The following is a 17,576-nucleotide window of genomic DNA, read 5'->3' on the forward strand; positions in this document are numbered from 1 at the left end:
GCGATGGCTAATCCGGAGTGACCGTGCGATTGATCGGTTCTGTTTGGTTCTCGTTCGCAACCAGTCGCAAAACCACCGGACCGTCCGCGTTTGCCACAGCCTGAAAGAACTCTTTGGGGTTACCTACCGGCACGCCTCCCACGTGACTCACCAGGTCTCCTGCCCGCAGACCCGCCTTCCAGGCAGGACTGCCTTCGTCCACTTCCTTGACGGCGACGGCGTTCAATGTAGGCGGGAAAAACCACATGCCGCCATCGCGCTCAGGCCCCATGGCTGAGACATATTCCACGGCCATGCCCCGCCACTTGCGCAGGGGCGCCGTAACCACCTTCTTTCCGCGAACGGGATATTTCGTCAGGGTCACTTCCATCTGTAGGCTTCGCTCGCCGCGAATTACGTCGAGTCGAACTCGCCCATCCGCAGGTTGGCTGCCTACCGCCAGGACCAAGCCGTCTTCGTCGTAGATCGGATTGCCGTCGACCGCCGTGATGACGTCCAGCGGCCGAAGTCCGGCCCGATCGGCCGGCGTTCCCGGGACTACGCGATCAACGCGAGTCCCTTGGGCCCCATTCAATCGCTCCGCCAAGGGCAGCGCATCCGGCTGAAGTCCGAGGAACCCGTATTCCACTTCCTCGCCGCGCTTCAGCCTTTCCAACGCACGGCGGAACGTGGCATCGACGGGATAGGCGTAACCGGCGGCCTTCTCAAAACCGGGAGCAACGGGCAGATCGGTCAATAGGCCAACCATTTCGCCTGAGAGATTGACGAGAGCCCCGCCGCTGGTGTTGAAGCTGAGTTTGGCATCCGTCTGAATCAGCGTGCCGAAGTGGTGGATCGTGGGCTTGCCGGTCGGCTCGGATTCACTGGGAGTGAGCGGCGCCTTGCGATGCAAGTTGGAAACGATTCCCCAACTTGCGCTGACCTGTCCGTCCTTGGCCACGGCATAGGGATTCCCCAGCGCGATAACAAATTGACCTTTGCGGAGGCGTTCGGCGGCACCGAGCCGAATCGGCACCAGATCCGACGCCTCGACTGCCAGCACGGCCAAATCGCTGCGAGGATCGGCCGCCTTGACCACGGCCTTGAAAATGCGGTGGTCGTTGGTGGTTATGTAATATTCACAGTCCTGACCAAGAAAATGGTAAACCGTCACCACCAACCCGGAAGCGTCGATCACCACCCCCGCAGCGTAATCGCCTATCACCGCGGTATCATCGGAGGCTCTGCCGCCCGGACCCGCGCCGAACAATCCAAAGGGATCGGGTCGCGGCTCCAGATTCATGATCTCCCCCGGTTTTGGTCGCTGGACCCGAGCCACGGCAACGACCGAGCGCTCCGCCTCCGCCACAACCTGCACCAGGCTGTTTTCCATCGCCGCAAGGAACTGAAGCGATCCGGGCTCTTTCGAAGGCTCAACAGTTCCCTCTGCGTGAACAGTTCGACCCCCGGCCGCAAGCCCGACGAGGATGCCAAGCAGGACGCAAGAGGCCAATGCCCGCGATCGAGTCAGCCGACCGGGAAATCCTCCTTGTCGGCCGTTCGAAAAGGCTTTCGACATGGACATTTCGCACCTTCTCCGGATCGGCTAGCGAAGCGGTCTTGCTTTCAAATCCGTTATTTCACAACTGCCGCAAACATTCGAAAAAGGACGGGCTTTTACCGGGAATTGGAAATCGGAGGGCCCATGGGGGGCTGCGGCGGGGACGTTCCCCATCCCCCCATGCCTGGCCGACACCCATCAGAATCCATCTTCATCGATCTCGAGAGAGCACTCAAGAACTTTAGTCACGTGCCTTGGTCGGGCGTCGTCGGCAGGACCAAACGGGGGCGGCACCGATGAGGACGTTTCACCGGCGAAGCTGACCACTAACCGATTCACCGGCGTTAAAAGCCCTTCCACTCGCCAACTCATGCGTTGATTCTCAACATTGGATACCACCGGCGATTCGCCGCGGTTCCCGACATCTACTTCGAGCGGGGTACCGTTCAGCATTACGGCCTTGGGCAATTCCGAAAGTCGCAAGCAAAGCCGCACTTGGGTTTGCGGCCCCAAGCCGGTCGGGGCGTGAAATACGCGTTCCCAGGAATTCAATACCCCCTCAGCGGGTTTCCAGGCCGCAGTCAGACGAATACGATGGACTCCCACTCGTCAGCGTCCTTGTGGCAATGGCAAGCCGGCGGCCCGCGGTGATATCGCATGCACTTCCGTATAGACAAGGAATTTTATCGCAAAACATCAGTGGCACGAAGTGCGAAAGCCATCGGAATCAGGACCAAGGCCGAGCGGCCTTCCCCGGGAGGGAGCGGCGACGTCGGCGGAATGGCATGGGATTCACGGATGTTGGGTCCCGACGCCTGACGCCATTTCGCACACCCGTGCCCTGGCGAATCGTGTTGCAACCGGACTGGGCCTTCCCTAATCTTGCCGCGTCCCTCGGTCCGCGGTGTCAGACGCCGCTCCCGGTTTCAAAAACAAGGTGGGCAAGAGAGACGCTCCCAGAATTCCGGCCACGACAGCCAAGGATACCCACGGATCAATCAAATGGCCGTGATGATTCAGGAACGTGACGGCGACGTACTCGGCCACCATCTTCAAACCAATGAAAGCCAGAACCACGGCTAGGCCGTAGTGGAGATAGCGGAATCGCTCCAACACCCCCGCCAGGAGAAAATATAAGGCCCGCAGTCCCAGGATGGCGCCGACGTTGGACGAGTACACGATGAATGGATCGCGTGAGATGCCGAGCACGGCCGGAATGCTATCGACCGCGAAAAGCACATCGGTACTTTCGACCACCAACAGCACCAAAAGCGCCGGAGTGGCGTAGAGAATGCGATCCCGCCGAACGAAAAAACGGTCGTAGCGAACCTCCGGAGTGATCCGCATGATACGGCGGGCGAATCGGAGGATGATGTTTTTCTCCGGGTGAACCTCTTCTCCGGACGCAAAGGCTAACTTGGCACCCGTGTAGCATAAGAACAAGCCGAAGACCGCAATCAGCCACTCGAACGCTCGAATCAATTCGACGCCGGCCAAGATAAACAGACCGCGGGTGACGATGGCGCCCAGGATTCCCCAAAAAAGGATCCGGTGCTGATATCGGAGGTGGATGCCAAAATACCGAAAAATGACGGCGAAAACGAAGAGGTTATCCACGGAGAGGGATTTTTCCACGACGTAGGCGGTCAGGAATTTCACCCCAGCCTCGGATGTTCCGTGCAGGCGGTGGCCCCACCACCAAACGTAGGCGTTGAAAAGCAAGGCCAGACCGATCCAGAAGATCGACCAATACAATGACTCCCGAATCGAGGGAGCATGCTCCTTGCGGTGGAAGACCACTAGGTCCAAGAACAGCCCGACAAGCACCGCCGCGATGAAAAGGCACCAATGCCACCAATGGATATCGAGCAGGTTTTCTACCACGTGAGTCGTTGCTCCGGGCACCGGGGCAATCTGCGGCGCAAGGGCATTTGCAAATCAAATCTCAGGATAGCGTCTGATTGATCGTTTCGACAAGGGGCCTTACCCGGGGCACGCCGGCATGGGAAAGCCGGCATGGGAAATTGGTCAGTGCCGATGCGCTGCCAAGACCTGCAAGACCTCTTGAACGACCCTTTGAACGACGGCTCGCTCCGATTCGGAACCCGGCGCTCCGGCCGAGGAATTTGCTTGCTTAAGCGGCGCGGAGGATTCGAAGCCGTCCTCGGCCAACATGGTCTCCATGGTACGTGCGAGATTGTGGAGCGCACCTAATTGCCGCTCGGACAACGGCTGACGGCTGCGGCCCATGCGGAATCCCCGCGCTGCGGCCCCGATACGGAAGCCTTCGGGAAAGTCGGCCGCATAGAATAAGGCATCGACGTATTGCAGGAGCCGATACTGCCAGCGACGGGCCTCGTCCAAGCGTCCCCCGCGGGTGGCGTCGAACAAGGCTCGCGTTATCTCGGGCACAACTCCCGCTCCGGCATTCGTCCCCCCGTTGCAGCCCAACAAGAGCATGGGAACCAAGACGGTATCCCACCCGGTCAGAAAAGCGAATTCGGGACGCCTCGGCCGGATGGCGGAGATGAGCCGCATCATCTGGGGAAGGTCGCCCGAAGAATCCTTGATCGCCACGATCCGCGGGAACTCTTCCGCCAATCGAACGATGGTCGGGACGTCGATCGGCGATGTCAACATCGGCATGTTGTAGATGGTGACGTCGACCGGCGTGTGAGCAGCAATTTCCGCAAAGTAGGCGTAGATGTTGTCGGGCGACAAACGATAATAGATGGGCGAAACAATGGCAACTGCTCGCACCCCCAGGTTGTGGTAATACTCGCAAGCTCCGAGCGTCTCCCTGACATTGGCCTCGGCGGCACCGGCCAACACAGGAACTCGGCCGGCCGCTTGATCCACGGTGATCTCGATGATGCGACGCCGCTCCTCCGGAGTGAACCGCACGAATTCGCTGGTCGATCCATTGGGGTACAATCCGTGTACCCCTTTGGCAATGAGCCACTCGAGATATCGGCGGAGCTCCGGCTCGTTGATCCGGCCGCGCTCGTCCAACGGTACCATATTGGGAACGAAGATGCCTTCGATGGGGGCTGCGAAATTCATGGGATTCCCCAAATAACCTGATCGAAAAACCAGCTAGATCACTCGACCTGTCACTGGTCGATCAGATCGGATCAACGTGCGGAAAGAAAGGCGGCAGGTACTTCTCTTTGTTAAGATAGGATGATTTAGGGCCCGGGACAAGCTAATCCGTCTCTTGGTCTTTGTAAGATTCATCCAGCGACTTGGTCCAGACCTTCGAGATTGATCCGTGAATCGCTCGAGAAATTGCTGGCTGCCGTGGCTTGCGACGGCTGCGATGGCAGCGTACTTGATCACTTTTTACGCGTTCCCATTGGGTAGCGTGTCGCAGATCCTGGGGCAACCATTTGCTCGTTTCCAGGTATTTGTGTACGCCCTCATCCCGGATGAAATATTCCGCTCCTGGTTGGGCAATGAGGGTAAATGGGGGCTTGGGGATCGCCTTGTACCGCTCGGAGTAGCGGCTGTCATCATTTTGACTTCCTGGGGTTGTGGGGTCGGGATTCTCCGGTTTCTCGGTGTCGCCGCAAGCTGCCGCCGGGTAGAACGATCCGTGATGGCTCTTGCGGTGGGATTGAATCTCTTTTCCACCGGGGTACTGATTCTCGGTGTGCTCAGGCTCGGCTCCAGCACCCCGCCCGTCGCGGGGCTCCTTCTGGCGATGTGGATGCTTTTCCTGGCCAGTGAAGTGCGCATTCGCAAACGAAGCCATCCAGGTCAGGGGGACGCTGAAAGCGGCCGAGAAGTCTACCTTCCTGGCCTGTTGCGACGCCTTTTGGATTCGACCCGGCTTCGCAATTCGGATTCAGGTTCGCAACGCGCGGCTCGCGAGGAAAAAACGAGTGCGGCAAATGACCCTGCCCGCCATCAGGCAGCTCATGTAGGCGCGCTATCAAAGTGCTCTACAACTCCTGCTCTCTGTTTTAGCTCTGCCTGGCTGATCTGGCCTGGTGTCGTCGGCTGCCTCATTCTTTTGCAAGGCGTGTTGCCTCCCACCGATTTCGACGTGCGTGAGTATCACCTTCAGGCCCCGAAGGAATTCTATTTGACGGGTGCCGTCCGGTTCTTGCCCCACAACGTCTATGCCAACATGCCGTTGGGAGTAGAAATGCATGCCCTCGGGGCTATGGCCCTAGTCGGTGACGTTCGCGCCGGTGCTTTGGCGGGAAAAACGGTGACGGCCTTCTTCGGGTTGATTTTGATGGCCGCAGTTTATGCGGTGACGCGGAACGGGGGCGCGCGATCCCATGCTGTGGCCGCTTGCGTCACGGTGGGTTCCACGCCTTGGCTCATCAACGTTTCGGCTGCGGGACTGAATGACATTGCCCTTGCCGTTTACGTGTTCTTGGCCTTCCATGCCTTCACGCGGGCTTGGCCCTCGGACACCCAACGGGAAGATCCGCAGGGCACGCAAGAACCCCAGAAGGAGGCGTTGAGGACCTCGTGCCGACCCGACGTTGGCTGGATCTCTATTGCCGGCTATTTGGCTGGTGCTGCGGCGGCGTGCAAATACACCGGGTTGGTTTATTCCGTAATACCCCTTGCGGTGTTTTTGGCGTGGAGATGTCGGCGGAAGCTTGACAAGCGAGCTGCGACGTTGATGCTCGCCTTTGCACTGGCAGTCGGCGTTGGCGGGGGAGCGTGGTACGCCAAGAACGCGGTATTGTGTGGGAATCCCACTTACCCATTGCTCTATCGCTGGTTTGACGGACAGACGTGGAATGAACAAAAGAGCGATCGCTGGAACCGGGTTCATGCGCCGCCCGACTATTCCCTAACGAGTCTGGCCCAAGACGCGATCTGTCTCACCGTCACCAATGACTGGCTCGGACCGTTGGTGTGGCCGTTCGCGCTGCTGGGGGGCTTCATGGGCGGCCGTCTCGCCGGGCGACGGAAAAGTCTCTGGCTGATGACTGCCTGGCTTGCGGCCGTTTGGTGGCTGATGACGCATCGCATCGACCGTTTTTGGCTGCCCCTGCTCCCGTTTTTGGCGGTCGCCGCCGCCGACGGCCTGCATGCGTTTCCAGGCTCGCGAATCTGGAGGTGGTTCACGTACGCCACTTCTGCCTCGGCTCTTGCGATGACCCTTCTTTTGGGTAGTGCAGGCATCTGTAGCTATAACCGGATGTTGGCGCCGCTCTCAGAGCTTTGGGACGATCCGAACCGCATCGGCGAAGTACACCTGATGCTGAACCGCATGTGGCAGGAGGTGTTTTCGGGAAAACTCCTGACGGTGGGCGACGCCGCCGTCTTCGATTTCACAATGCCTGTGGTTTACGCGACCTGCTTTGATGACCAACCCTGGGAAGAGCTCACGATGGGAAGGTCCCCGCGTGAGATTCACGAAGCCTTACTCCGTGAAGGAATCGGCTGTGTCTTCGTCAATTGGGCTGAAATCGCGCGTTATCGCTCACCCGGCAATTATGGATTCACCGCGCACGTTGAACCCCAGCAGTTTCATGACCTGGTCCGCGCAGGCGTACTCCAGCCCGTTTTGATGCCCGTCCGTAGCCCGGGCCAAGCCTATCTGGTGAAGCCGCCGATCGAGACGGGACCAAGCTCTGAGAGCCCCTAATACGGTCTGGGTTGCACCGGTCCCGCGCCGATTTGCGACGATGAAATACGCTTTGCGCGGCGAACATATCCCCGCCAGGGCTGAAAACCGCTGAAAAATCCACCATAACGAGTGGTGTTTTCTTACTCTTGCGACTTGATATCCGGGTTCGTGTGCGGAAATCTTTTTCTCTTCTCTCCTTTTGCCCCAACTTTCAGGCAAGTTGTTGGCAAAGTTTGCCGATTATTCCGACAGCAACGGCGGCGACGGGTTTGCCGCCTGCGTTCGGTTTGCGTGCCGAACCTGATGCCTCACTCGGTTGAGGGGTACCCTACGCCATGATCCCCGGTCGCAATCTCGACCTGCTTGGTTCCCTACTCCCGTCCCGCGCCCGCTTCGCAGCGATCTTCTCCCTGATCGCGGCCGTGACGCTTGTTGCCTCGGGCTGTCGGACCATGGACTTCTACGACCCGGGACTGGAACAGACGCCGCCCACCGCCGAATTGGAGCCGCCGCGGGAATTGGCCAAGGTCTCCTTGCCCGCCTACCGCCTGGAGCCGCCCGACGTGGTCCAGATCGAGGTCCCCAAGATGGTCCCCCTCCCGCCGTATCGGTTGGAGGTTTACGACGTGCTGCAAGTGGACGTGATCGGGACGCTGTTGGACCAGCCCATCGCGGGCTACTACATGGTGGAGGCCGAGGGGACGATCAATCTGGGGCCGACCTACGGTTCGGTCCGGGTGGCGGGCATGACCGTGGAAGAGGCCCGCTGGGCCATCGACCAACATCTCCGGCAAATTCTCCGGGCCCCCGAAGTCGCCGTCCAATTGGCCCGCGCCAGCGGCTTGCAACCGATCAACGGCGTCTACCTGGTGAGTCCCGACGGGACGATCAACCTCAAGCAATACGGGGCGGTGTACGTGGCGGGGATGACGCTCCCCGAGGCCCGCGAGGCCGTGCGGCGGCACCTCCGGCAATTCCTCGACTCGCCGGAGGTCTCGCTGGAAGTGCTGGCCTACAACAGCAAGGTGTACTACGTGATCACGGAGGGGCCGGGCGAGGACGACAACGTCATCCGGCTGCCCTGCACCGGCAACGAGACGGTCTTGGACGCGGTCGCCCAGGTGGGCGGCGTCTCGCAGGTCTCCAGCAAGAAAATCTGGATCGCGCGGCCGTCGCCGGCGGGGACCGGCTGCGAGCAGGTCCTGCCCGTGGATTGGAACGCCATCACCCGCGGCGGCAACACCGCCACGAACTACCAGGTCTTGCCGGGCGACCGCATCTTCATCGCCCACGACGAGATGATCGCCATGCACGCCTGGATCGACAAGATGGTGGCCCCGGTGGAACGCCTGTTCGGCTTCACCAGCCTGGGCACCTCGACGGTCCGCAGCTTGCAAACCATGGGCCGCGGATACAACCAAAACCGCAGCGGGTTCTAGCAGGGACAGGCCGAGAAGGAGAGACGGGAACAACATAGGCTTTATGCGTGCCGGCCTCCCCCAAAAAAAGATTGCAACTTCTCAGCGGAATCCAGGTTTGATACGCATGATTCGTATAATTCCGTGGGAAGAGACGGTGATTCCGACAGCGTCGGCTTCAACAGCTTGGGGCCAGGCGTCGCGAAAAGCTCTCGCATGAAAGCCGCTGACTTCGGCATATCCTGGAAAGTTACGGACACCCGTCCGAGTTAGGAGTGCGGAACATGAATCGGATCGCGGATAGAACGTCCCTCTCGGTCATTGTAGTGCTTGCGGCCTTTTGTTTCGGCGATGTCTGTGTCGGGCAGGTCCCCGCAACGGCGCCGGGTATCAACAGCGGAATTGGGTCGCAACCCGCATCGACGCGACAATCTTCCGCCATCCCTCTGCCCCCGACGGCGGCGACGGGGGTGGCTGCCGACCAAAGCGATGTTGGGACCGGTTCCGCCCAGCCGGGCGGTGCAAACATGCCGCTTCCACCGACCGGTTACGCACGGAGCGGCTCAGCGACGGGAACATCGGGAGGTTGGGTTAGCGGCCCGGCGGCACTGCAAGGCGGCCCCTTTCCGGCCTACATGACCGGTTACGGAACATCGGGCGGCGGCTACTTCGGCGGAGGAACCGGGGTCGGCTCCGCGGGCCGTCCTTTCTCCAACTACTCATCACCGCAGGCCGTCAGCCCCTACATGAATCTTTTCCGTAGCAATACGAGCTTGGGAACGGCGGGAAACTACTACACTCTTGTTCGCCCGCAGATCGAGCAGCAACGCGTCAATCAGCAGCTCTCTCGGCAAATCGACGAAGTCCGCATGGGATACGGTGGAGCACCGGCCGGTCGCGGGAGGGGCGTCGGCGGTTATTTCATGAACTATTACGGCTTTTTCTCCACGGGACCGCGCTAATCCCGTGCCTTTTTGTCTTGTTCGCCCCGTTGAGTCCTTCGGGCGATTTGCTCGAATGAGTTGACCTACCGACGGCACCGAGGCCGACGTAACTTGGGAAAGGAGTCTTCCATGGATTCGCAGTCACAGCCGAGCCGTCCTGTCTTTGCAGAGGGTTTCAGCGGCGCGAGCTTCGACTTGGAGTTTTCGACGGGCGGCTGGTCCATCGGCATGGAAACCGGCGAGGATGTATCCAAGCAGGGGATTTCCACGCTCTCCCAGCTCGTGCAGCGAATGCAGGCGGCATTGAAACTGTGGATGGAATGGAATCGTGCTTATCAGGAACTTTGCAGCTTGATGTATGCTCACCGCTACGACGTCGGCCGTTTGGAAAGCTTGGCGGACGAGCTGGACCGGCTACGGCAACGAGCTGCGAACATGACGGCGCAACTCCTTTCCCGCGGGAGAGATGGGGGTAACGCGGCGATGTCCTCAACCGCACGCGACATCCGCGAGTACACTTGAAGATCGTGGGCCGCGTAATGGCGGTCGGCCGACCATAAAAGATTGCCGTTCAAGCGATGCGAAGACCTCGCGGCAGGCTGTCACCGAAGGCATCCCTCCGTTCTTCCTCTCGGAGAACACCGCCGGTGGTGACCAATTCGATGAGGTGAGGAGCAGCCTGCATCGTTTCCAATTTCCGCGCCGCCTTCTCACGGAGAGACGCGGGAAGATCACGAAATCGATCGCCGGTAAAGCGCGCCAATTGCATGATGCAAAAAGCCGTCGTATCTCCATCAAGTTCCAGTTCCAGCAACCGTTGCAGCCACTTTCCGGCCGTCTCTTGCGGTAAAACGCAATTCAGCGGCCCATACAAAGATACTCTGGCTCCCAGCCTGCCCAACGTCCAGATCATGGCTTCCCGCATACTCTCCGTCTTTCGGCGGGGCAGCAAATCGAGGATGATCCCTCCCAGCTCGACTTTGTGAGCGACAGGCAACAGCTCCAAAGAGCCGAGTAAACGCCAGATTTCGGAACCCTCGTGCGAGGCCGCGGGAAAATCGGATCCGGTCTTACCGGTGGCGGCCTGCCGCTGGAGCGACCGCGCGGAGGCCAGCAAGGGATCGGCCAGGCTTTGTTGACGTCCGGCCGGCAATCCCCCCGCGATGCGTCTCCACAAAATCCACCATTCGGCACGGCACATCGGAGAGGGATGCAATAATCGTCCTTGAAGTAGACGCCAGGTTTCACCGACGCGCCAGTCGTCAGCGGCGACGCCGTAGCCCGGTCGAAGGCAAAAACCGAGCAAGTTCAACCACCTGGCCTCGTGCGCCGGGCTTTGCCTGCGCCCTTGCTCGCACTCCATCAATCCCGCCCAAAGCCGCCGCAAAAACGGAGCCGGCCATTCGTTTCGGGACACCCCGGTGACCCGGACGAGCTGTTTCACGATTCCTTCGGGCTGCCGGCCCGTCCCGGGGGAGAAGAAGTCTTTTACTGCGGCCAAAGCTGCCTGAGTCGCATCTTCATCCCAAATCCCTTCGTTTTCCGCTCCGCCGCCGTGAGGATCGATTTCCGTTCGCACTGCCGATCGAACATCGAACTCCAGCCGCCAACTGCCGACGCCGTCCAGCCGCCTGCACCACAACTCCAGCGTTCCGATCTCGGTCAACTTGGCGTGCATCTCCACGTTCGCTTCCTTCTCGGAGACGGAGCCCCGCCTACTTGCTTTTAAGACCGTGCGAATCGGAGGCAGTGCGGTCACCTGCTCGGGATGGGCCAAAATGATTCGGCCCACCGGGTCGGTCAGCCGGGTAGCGGAGTAATAGACCGGAAATTCGACCGGTTCGGCGATCCGCAAACGAAAGGGTCGATCGGTCAGCGAAACCTCCTGATTCGACTCGGTTCCTGCGGCAAGCACGCAAATCGCCGCCTCGCACATTGTGGCGTCCATGCCGGGCTGCGACGGTGTATCATCCGTAGCACCGAGGGAAGACATGGAGGATTCCAGAAGTCTCCTCTCTTCGGTCGGCAGATCGATCCCCAGATAGTACGATCGGGCAAGTGCCGCCGTAATTCGGACTCCCTCACCCCGACGGACCATGCCGTAATAGGCCGCGCCTTGGGCGACCGCCAAATCCAAGCGATCGTTTTGCAACAGATTGGGCAGCCACTTTCCCTGCGGCTTGGCATACCATTGCGCCAGTATATTCACCAGTCGTGCGCGAATGGCCTCGGAGAAGAAGACTCCGCCGTTAAAAAGGATATGATCCGGCGCCGTGGGATCGAGGTCATTGCGGGCGGGTGGTTCCGCTGCTAGAACCTCTCGATGAGACTGCAAAAAGAACGCGATCTGGCGACTGACCGCGGGATCGCGCGCATACGGCAGGCCGAACTCCTGAAAACCCGTGCGCTGCCTTTCGGGACGGGCGTCCTTTTCTACATACGGAAAGAATCCGTCGAGAATGACGCGCTCCGCCTCTTGCCGGGAAAGCTCGACCTGCAATGATCCGCCGACGACGCGAGAGCCGCCGCTCGGAATCGAGATCGTCAGCGATTCCGGCGGATGGGAACCCAACAATTCCTCTTTGGCCTTTTGGCAGCGCCGGACGAGGACGGACCATTGCCGAGGTTCCAACGTGACCCGCGGTGCCAACTTGGCCTCCACATGATGTGCCAGAGCTAGGTCGAAATTGTCGCCTCCAAGGATCAAGTGATCTCCCACAGCAATGCGGTGGAATTGGACCGTACCGTCCGCTCCCGCGCGAACGCGGATCAGCGTCAAGTCCGTGGTTCCCCCGCCAATGTCGCAGACGAGGACCTTTTCGCCGGGCTTCACAAACGTCTGCCAATCTTCGGTGTGGCGGTACAACCACGAATAGAAGGCGGCTTGAGGCTCTTCGATCAGCACCACCCGATCCAAACCGGCGGCCGCGGCAGCCTTGATCGTGAGTTGCCGCGCGACTTCGTCGAACGAGGCCGGAATCGTCAAAACGAAATCCTGTTCCGCCAACGGGTAGCCCGGGAAAGCGGCATCCCACGCCTGCCGCACGTGCAACAGATAACGCGAGGAAACCTCGACGGGGGAAAGCCGGGTCGCGTCCGGTGCTCCGTGCCACGGCAAAAGCGGCGCCGTCCGATCGACCCCCGTATGGCACAACCATGACTTGGCCGAGGCGATTAGGCGGCCCGGGACCAGGGCTCCGTGATCCCTTGCGAACAATCCGACGGCATATGGCCGCGGCTCGCTGACGAACGGCAAGCGAAAGGCATCCCTGGGAAACTCACTTTCTGCTGCCTCGTAATGGAACGACGGCAATACCTCCAAGGATTCAACGTGGCCCGGGGAGACGATCTGAGGGATGCGAAACACATGAATACGCCGCGGACTCTCCTCCGTGTCCACGTAACAAACGGCGGAGTTGGTGGTGCCGAGGTCCATGCCCACCACAAAACGCGACGCAACACGCTCGTCATCCATGGGGCGATTCATCCCGAACTTTGCCTTCAAAACTCAGGTATTTCCCCGCGAGATGGTCGGAAAGCCGGCGGCCCGAAAGCACGCCGAAACTTTTCCCTGCCAACGCTGCTTTGCTTTGTTGCGAGGCCCGACAGCGAAGGGCGTGCAGTGGCGACCGGCGTCTCACCAGGCATATCGAGACGATGCCGTCGTAGTCTGTTGGCGAAGGGAGCTTGGTCCCTGCATGAAAGTATGGGCCGATTTCTAGCCCTCGTCAGCTTCACGAACACTGAATTCAAGCTTCCATTTTTTGTCGTTATGGACGCTATTGCACCATAACTCCAACATTCCCAATTCCGTGACCTTGGCGTGAAACCGTACGGGCACGTATTCCCCCTCGCTCCCTTCGTCCGTCGGCAGACATGCCTCCAGGGAGTCCGTTTCTTCCAACTCCTCGGGGGACCAACGATCGAGCACGTCGCCCGGTCGATCGTGCTTCCGGATCGATGACCCGAAGAAGCGGAATTGCACGGGTTCACCGACGATCAATCCCACCTCTTCGGAGGGAACGTCTACCGCGGTACCTTCTTCCATCCCAATGGGGACGACGCACAGCGCGCGCAAGGGTCGGGGAATGCCCGGGACCGTGGGGCCGGAGGTCTCGACACCGACGTAGTAGGCCCGGGCGGTGCCGCCGCGGATCCGCACGCCGCCGTGTTCCTTAGCCCATGCGTAATAGGCCGCACCTTTTGCCACGGCGTGATCCAGATCCTGTTTGCCTGCCAACATCCGAGGTTGAGGAGCGTCCGGAAACCAGGACTGGAGCACTTCGAGGATGCGTTGGCGCAGTCGCGGAGCGCGGAAGACGCCGCCATTCAGCAGGAGCTGTGTCGGCCGGGCGGGGCGACCCTCGTCCGGACCGTGTGATTGCAAGAATGCCGCCAAATGCCGCGTCACGGCGGTATCGGTTTCGTAGGGCAGGCCGATCTCCCTGAAACCGGAAGCCCGCCTCTTCGCGGGCCGGTCGTTGACTTCGCACAACGGGAAGAAACCCTCCAGAAGAGCCGCAGCGACTTCCTCCCGATCGACTTTCACGCTGATCGTGCCGCCGATCAGCTTACTGCCACGACCCAGAATGGTGATCGGAAACTCGGCGGGGCCGTCGTCGGCCAAGAGTGCTTCCTTGGCTTGGCGACATGCATGCCAAAGCGAAACCGACTGCCAAGCGTCGAGGGAGCTCCCTTTTTCGGCGAACATCCGGGCTGCCATGTGCGCGAGCGCCAAGTCCATGTTATCCCCACCGACGAGCAAGTGATTGCCCACCGCCAAGCGGCGGAGCGTCAACTCGCCCGACTCCTCGGCGACTCCCACCAACGTGAAGTCGGTAGTACCACCACCGACATCGCACACGAGAACCTGATCCTCCACTCTAAGAACCTTGCGCCATTTGGCTCCGGTATCCGCCAGCCAAGCGTAGAGCGCCGCCTGCGGTTCTTCCAAGAGAAGGAAATCCGCGGGAAAACCGCTTTCCAGTGCCGCCTCCCGCGTCAACTCGCGCGCGGCCGCATCGAACGATGCCGGCACGGTGAGCACCACGCGCTGCCGGGCGAACGGTGCGTCCGGGTATGCGTGCTGCCAGGCCGCTATCAGGTGTTCCAGGATGCGTCGCGAAGCCTGGACCGGTGAAATCTTTGCGACATCCGCAGGCGCATTCCAGGGGAGAATGGGCTGCCGGCGGTCGACGCGGCTATGACACAGCCAAGACTTGGCCCCGTTTACCGTCCGCTGCGGTACGTCCGCGGCTTGACGCCGGGCATATTCGCCGACAACGCACTTCGGCGACTTATCCCACGGCAGCGCCAGGGCACCGTCGGCCGCCTCATTATCCGAACTCAAATAGACGTAGGACGCCAGGCTCGCCTTTGCTTCCACCGTTCCCGGCGCAACCAATTGCGGAATGGGCAGCACTTCCGGTTGCGGTTCCTCCGTGTCGATGGGCACATAGGCCAACACGCTGTTGGTCGTCCCCAAATCGACTCCGATCACATATTTCGTTCTCATAGGCACTCGAATTGTTTCACGACGTCGGTCGTCTTCGCGGGTTCAATTATCCGCTGCAAGGCGTCCGCCGAACGGCTTCTATCATCAGGCGGCGGTGCGCCCGAGTCCGGCCTGCCGTCGACGTGCGAGAAGCTCAATCTTTGACCTCGACCTCGGCCGGAGCAATGACCTGAGCGGCTTGCGGAGACCCGGTCCACACGGGGAGATTACATTCCGTCGCTCTCCAGCCGTGATGGCGGACGATGCCGCGATACGGTCCCGATCCGCCGACCTCGCCCACCAAACGGTAGATCCCGGAATCGTATCCGGCCGGGAGTTCGATCGTCTGCCCTTCACCTTGATCGACGGCCGGACGAATCGCGAAGATGCGTTCCAATGCCGCGGCGCAGTCGCGGTGTATATCGCGAACGGCAGCGCCGATTTGGGCATCTCCGTATTCCGAGATCGACTCCTTGAGAAAGTCGATCAGTCGGCCTTCCCTTTGAAGCACCTCGAGAAGGATCAGAGCGTCGCTCTTGGCGGCTTTTTCGGGCGGACGCTTGTCCTTGCGGATTTCGGGTTTGTCCGTTTCAACGCCGGCCCCGGGCAGCACATCGGCCGAAGGACGGATCTGCACGACACCGTCGACGGCCTCGCGCACCCGCTCCGACGCCGCTCGATCAAAAAGCACGGCGAAAAAAGCTCGAAAAGCCAATCCAAGCCGCATGGCTTACTCCCTGTTGAGGCTATTTTGGGGCTCCGTTCGCGCGACGGCGGCGATGGAAAAAGCGAAGGCCGATCGCGAACATCGATTCTCGAAGCAGTATCCGGAGGGCAATCGGTCACGGCGAAGGCCGCCGGTGAGCCTTGATCGGCATGTGACGCCGCATTGGTCGGCCCTTCGGTCGGAGCCGGTCATCCCTTATTGTAACGCCTTCGCCCGGCCGAAGAACCGAGTGCCTTCACGCGTGACGCATAGCCCGGAGAAAACGGCTAGCGGCCGGCCGGGAATCGGTCCCGCAATCTCTCCAGGGATTCCAGTAGCTGCGCAATCCGGCTTTCGTCATGCACGGCGGTCAGGCTGAGTCGTAAACAGGCCTCGCCCTGCGGTACGGTAGGCGGGCGGATCGCCGGTACGAAAATACCGGCATCCCAGAGGGCCGCGGACAAATCCACCGCCCTCCGAGCCTCACCGACGATGATGGGAATGATTTGGCTTTGTGAGCGCCCGACGTTCCAACCCTGCTCGCGAAGTGCATTGCGCAGCAACTCGGCCCTTTGCAGCAAGAGTCGCCTTCCGGCCGGTTCGGCTCGGACGATCTCCAGGGCCGTCAAAGCGGCCGCAGATAGCGCAGCGGGAAAGGCGGTGGAAAAGACATACGACCTGGCACGTTGAAACAACCACGAAGTCAGCAACCGGCCGCCGGCCGTAAATCCGCCCACCCCGCCGAGTGCTTTACTCAATGTACCCACGCGAATCGGAACGCGATTTTCCACGCCGCAGACCTCGCAAAGCCCACGTCCCAATTCGCCGAAGACTCCGGTCGCGTGGGCTTCGTCCACCATCAGCATGGCCCCGAAGCGATCCGCGACGTCGGCTAGCTGCGCGAGCGGCGCGAGGTCCCCGTCCATACTGAACACGGTATCGGTCACGATCAAACGGCGGCGGTGGCGATGGGGTTTGGCCAAGAGGGCGGCCAAATGATCCGCGTCGGCGTGATGATAGACCCGCACATCCGCGCGGCTTAAACGGCAACCGTCCCAGATGCTGGCGTGGTTCTTTTCGTCCGTATAGACGGCGTCGCCCGGGCCGACCAGGGCCGCAATCGTTCCGCTGTTGGCCGCATAGCCCGAGGAGAAGACGATCGCGGATTCCGTGCCTTCAAATCGGGCCAGGGCGGACTCCAGGGCATCGTGCAGGGCGGCTCGACCGCAGATCAGCGGGCTGGCTCCCGCACCGAAACCATCCGCGGCCAGGGCGCGGCATACGGCCTCGCTCAAACGCGAATCACCGGCCAACCCCAGATAGTCGTTAGACCCGAAGTTCACGCACGGACGGCCGTCTAGATTGATGACGGGGCCTTGCCGATCTCGCCGGATTCGCGGGTAGCGGAGAAGATCCGAACGGTGCAATTCGGCCAACGATTCCGCAAGCCACGCGAGCGGGTTGCCAGAGGCGTCAGGGGAATTCGTCATCTGCCGGCAGGAAGGGAGAGGAGAATCTCAGCCGGGCGGCCAACCGAAGGGGCGCCCGGCGAGAAGGTGAAAGTGCAAATGTCGGACCTCCTGACCGGCGTCTCGACCGTTGTTCAAGACCAGACGAAAGCCCTTGCTCAAACCCAGGTTTGAAGCGATCCGCCGCACGGCCATGAGCAGCCTGCCCATCACCGCCTCGTCTTCCTCGCTGAGAGACTCGAAATCCGCAATCGGTTTCTTGGGAATGAGCAGGATGTGGACCGGCGCTTGTGGATTGATATCCTTAAAGGCCAAACAATCGGCATCTTCATAGACGATTTCGGCCGGAATCTCGCGGTCGATAATCCGTTCAAAGACCGTCTTGGAAGTCATGCCTTTACCTCGT

General features: G+C 60.6%; 12 protein-coding genes. 4 read left to right on the top strand and 8 right to left on the bottom strand.

Annotation, left to right across the window (positions count from 1 at the left end):
* Nucleotides 1–7: 7 nt before the first annotated feature.
* From ACZ5B4_RS04775 to ACZ5B4_RS04785, 3 genes are all read right to left on the bottom strand, one after another.
* Nucleotides 8–1,564 carry a PDZ domain-containing protein gene (locus tag ACZ5B4_RS04775; RefSeq protein ID WP_464913291.1) on the bottom strand — a complete coding sequence of 519 codons (1,557 nt, stop codon included), beginning with the start codon at nt 1,562–1,564 and terminating at the stop codon, nt 8–10.
* A gap of 852 nt (nt 1,565–2,416) precedes the next feature.
* Nucleotides 2,417–3,424 (bottom strand): TerC family protein, encoded by a 1,008-nt coding sequence (locus tag ACZ5B4_RS04780; protein WP_464913292.1) that lies wholly within the window; start codon nt 3,422–3,424, stop codon nt 2,417–2,419.
* Nucleotides 3,425–3,568: 144 nt separating this feature from the next.
* Nucleotides 3,569–4,603, bottom strand: coding sequence for a dihydrodipicolinate synthase family protein (locus ACZ5B4_RS04785; protein WP_464913293.1), 1,035 nt, complete (start codon nt 4,601–4,603; stop codon nt 3,569–3,571).
* A gap of 961 nt (nt 4,604–5,564) precedes the next feature.
* Between ACZ5B4_RS04785 and ACZ5B4_RS04790 the strand changes: the two genes are divergently transcribed.
* From ACZ5B4_RS04790 to ACZ5B4_RS04805, 4 genes are all read left to right on the top strand, one after another.
* On the top strand, nt 5,565–7,157 hold the full coding sequence (locus tag ACZ5B4_RS04790; protein WP_464913294.1) for a hypothetical protein: 1,593 nt from the start codon (nt 5,565–5,567) through the stop codon (nt 7,155–7,157).
* Nucleotides 7,158–7,474: 317 nt separating this feature from the next.
* Complete coding sequence (locus ACZ5B4_RS04795; protein WP_464913295.1) at nt 7,475–8,578, top strand: polysaccharide biosynthesis/export family protein; 1,104 nt, start codon at nt 7,475–7,477, stop codon at nt 8,576–8,578.
* A gap of 263 nt (nt 8,579–8,841) precedes the next feature.
* A complete protein-coding gene (locus ACZ5B4_RS04800; RefSeq protein WP_464913296.1) occupies nt 8,842–9,519 on the top strand; it encodes a hypothetical protein in 678 nt (225 codons plus the stop codon).
* Nucleotides 9,520–9,630: 111 nt separating this feature from the next.
* Complete coding sequence (locus ACZ5B4_RS04805) at nt 9,631–10,023, top strand: hypothetical protein (RefSeq protein ID WP_464913297.1); 393 nt, start codon at nt 9,631–9,633, stop codon at nt 10,021–10,023.
* Between the two features lie 49 nt (nt 10,024–10,072).
* Here ACZ5B4_RS04805 and ACZ5B4_RS04810 read toward each other — a convergent pair whose 3' ends face one another.
* From ACZ5B4_RS04810 to ACZ5B4_RS04830, 5 genes are all read right to left on the bottom strand, one after another.
* Complete coding sequence (locus tag ACZ5B4_RS04810; protein WP_464913298.1) at nt 10,073–12,976, bottom strand: Hsp70 family protein; 2,904 nt, start codon at nt 12,974–12,976, stop codon at nt 10,073–10,075.
* A gap of 243 nt (nt 12,977–13,219) precedes the next feature.
* Complete coding sequence (locus ACZ5B4_RS04815; RefSeq protein WP_464913299.1) at nt 13,220–15,016, bottom strand: Hsp70 family protein; 1,797 nt, start codon at nt 15,014–15,016, stop codon at nt 13,220–13,222.
* Between the two features lie 133 nt (nt 15,017–15,149).
* On the bottom strand, nt 15,150–15,722 hold the full coding sequence (locus ACZ5B4_RS04820) for a DUF2760 domain-containing protein (protein WP_464913300.1): 573 nt from the start codon (nt 15,720–15,722) through the stop codon (nt 15,150–15,152).
* A gap of 266 nt (nt 15,723–15,988) precedes the next feature.
* Complete coding sequence (gene bioF / locus ACZ5B4_RS04825; protein WP_464913301.1) at nt 15,989–17,191, bottom strand: 8-amino-7-oxononanoate synthase; 1,203 nt, start codon at nt 17,189–17,191, stop codon at nt 15,989–15,991.
* Between the two features lie 27 nt (nt 17,192–17,218).
* A complete protein-coding gene (locus ACZ5B4_RS04830; protein WP_464913302.1) occupies nt 17,219–17,563 on the bottom strand; it encodes a histidine triad nucleotide-binding protein in 345 nt (114 codons plus the stop codon).
* Between the last annotated feature and the right edge of the window lie 13 nt (nt 17,564–17,576).

This window comes from Thermogutta hypogea (genome assembly GCF_055386265.1).

Coding starts and splice junctions, on each gene's coding strand:
- ACZ5B4_RS04775 (WP_464913291.1), bottom strand. CDS start 1,564: ATGTCCATGTCGAAAGCCTTTTCGAACGGCCGACAAGGAGGATTTCCC.
- ACZ5B4_RS04785 (WP_464913293.1), bottom strand. CDS start 4,603: ATGAATTTCGCAGCCCCCATCGAAGGCATCTTCGTTCCCAATATGGTA.
- ACZ5B4_RS04795 (WP_464913295.1), top strand. CDS start 7,475: ATGATCCCCGGTCGCAATCTCGACCTGCTTGGTTCCCTACTCCCGTCC.
- ACZ5B4_RS04800 (WP_464913296.1), top strand. CDS start 8,842: ATGAATCGGATCGCGGATAGAACGTCCCTCTCGGTCATTGTAGTGCTT.
- ACZ5B4_RS04805 (WP_464913297.1), top strand. CDS start 9,631: ATGGATTCGCAGTCACAGCCGAGCCGTCCTGTCTTTGCAGAGGGTTTC.
- ACZ5B4_RS04810 (WP_464913298.1), bottom strand. CDS start 12,976: ATGGATGACGAGCGTGTTGCGTCGCGTTTTGTGGTGGGCATGGACCTC.
- ACZ5B4_RS04815 (WP_464913299.1), bottom strand. CDS start 15,016: ATGAGAACGAAATATGTGATCGGAGTCGATTTGGGGACGACCAACAGC.
- ACZ5B4_RS04820 (WP_464913300.1), bottom strand. CDS start 15,722: ATGCGGCTTGGATTGGCTTTTCGAGCTTTTTTCGCCGTGCTTTTTGAT.
- bioF (WP_464913301.1), bottom strand. CDS start 17,191: ATGACGAATTCCCCTGACGCCTCTGGCAACCCGCTCGCGTGGCTTGCG.
- ACZ5B4_RS04830 (WP_464913302.1), bottom strand. CDS start 17,563: ATGACTTCCAAGACGGTCTTTGAACGGATTATCGACCGCGAGATTCCG.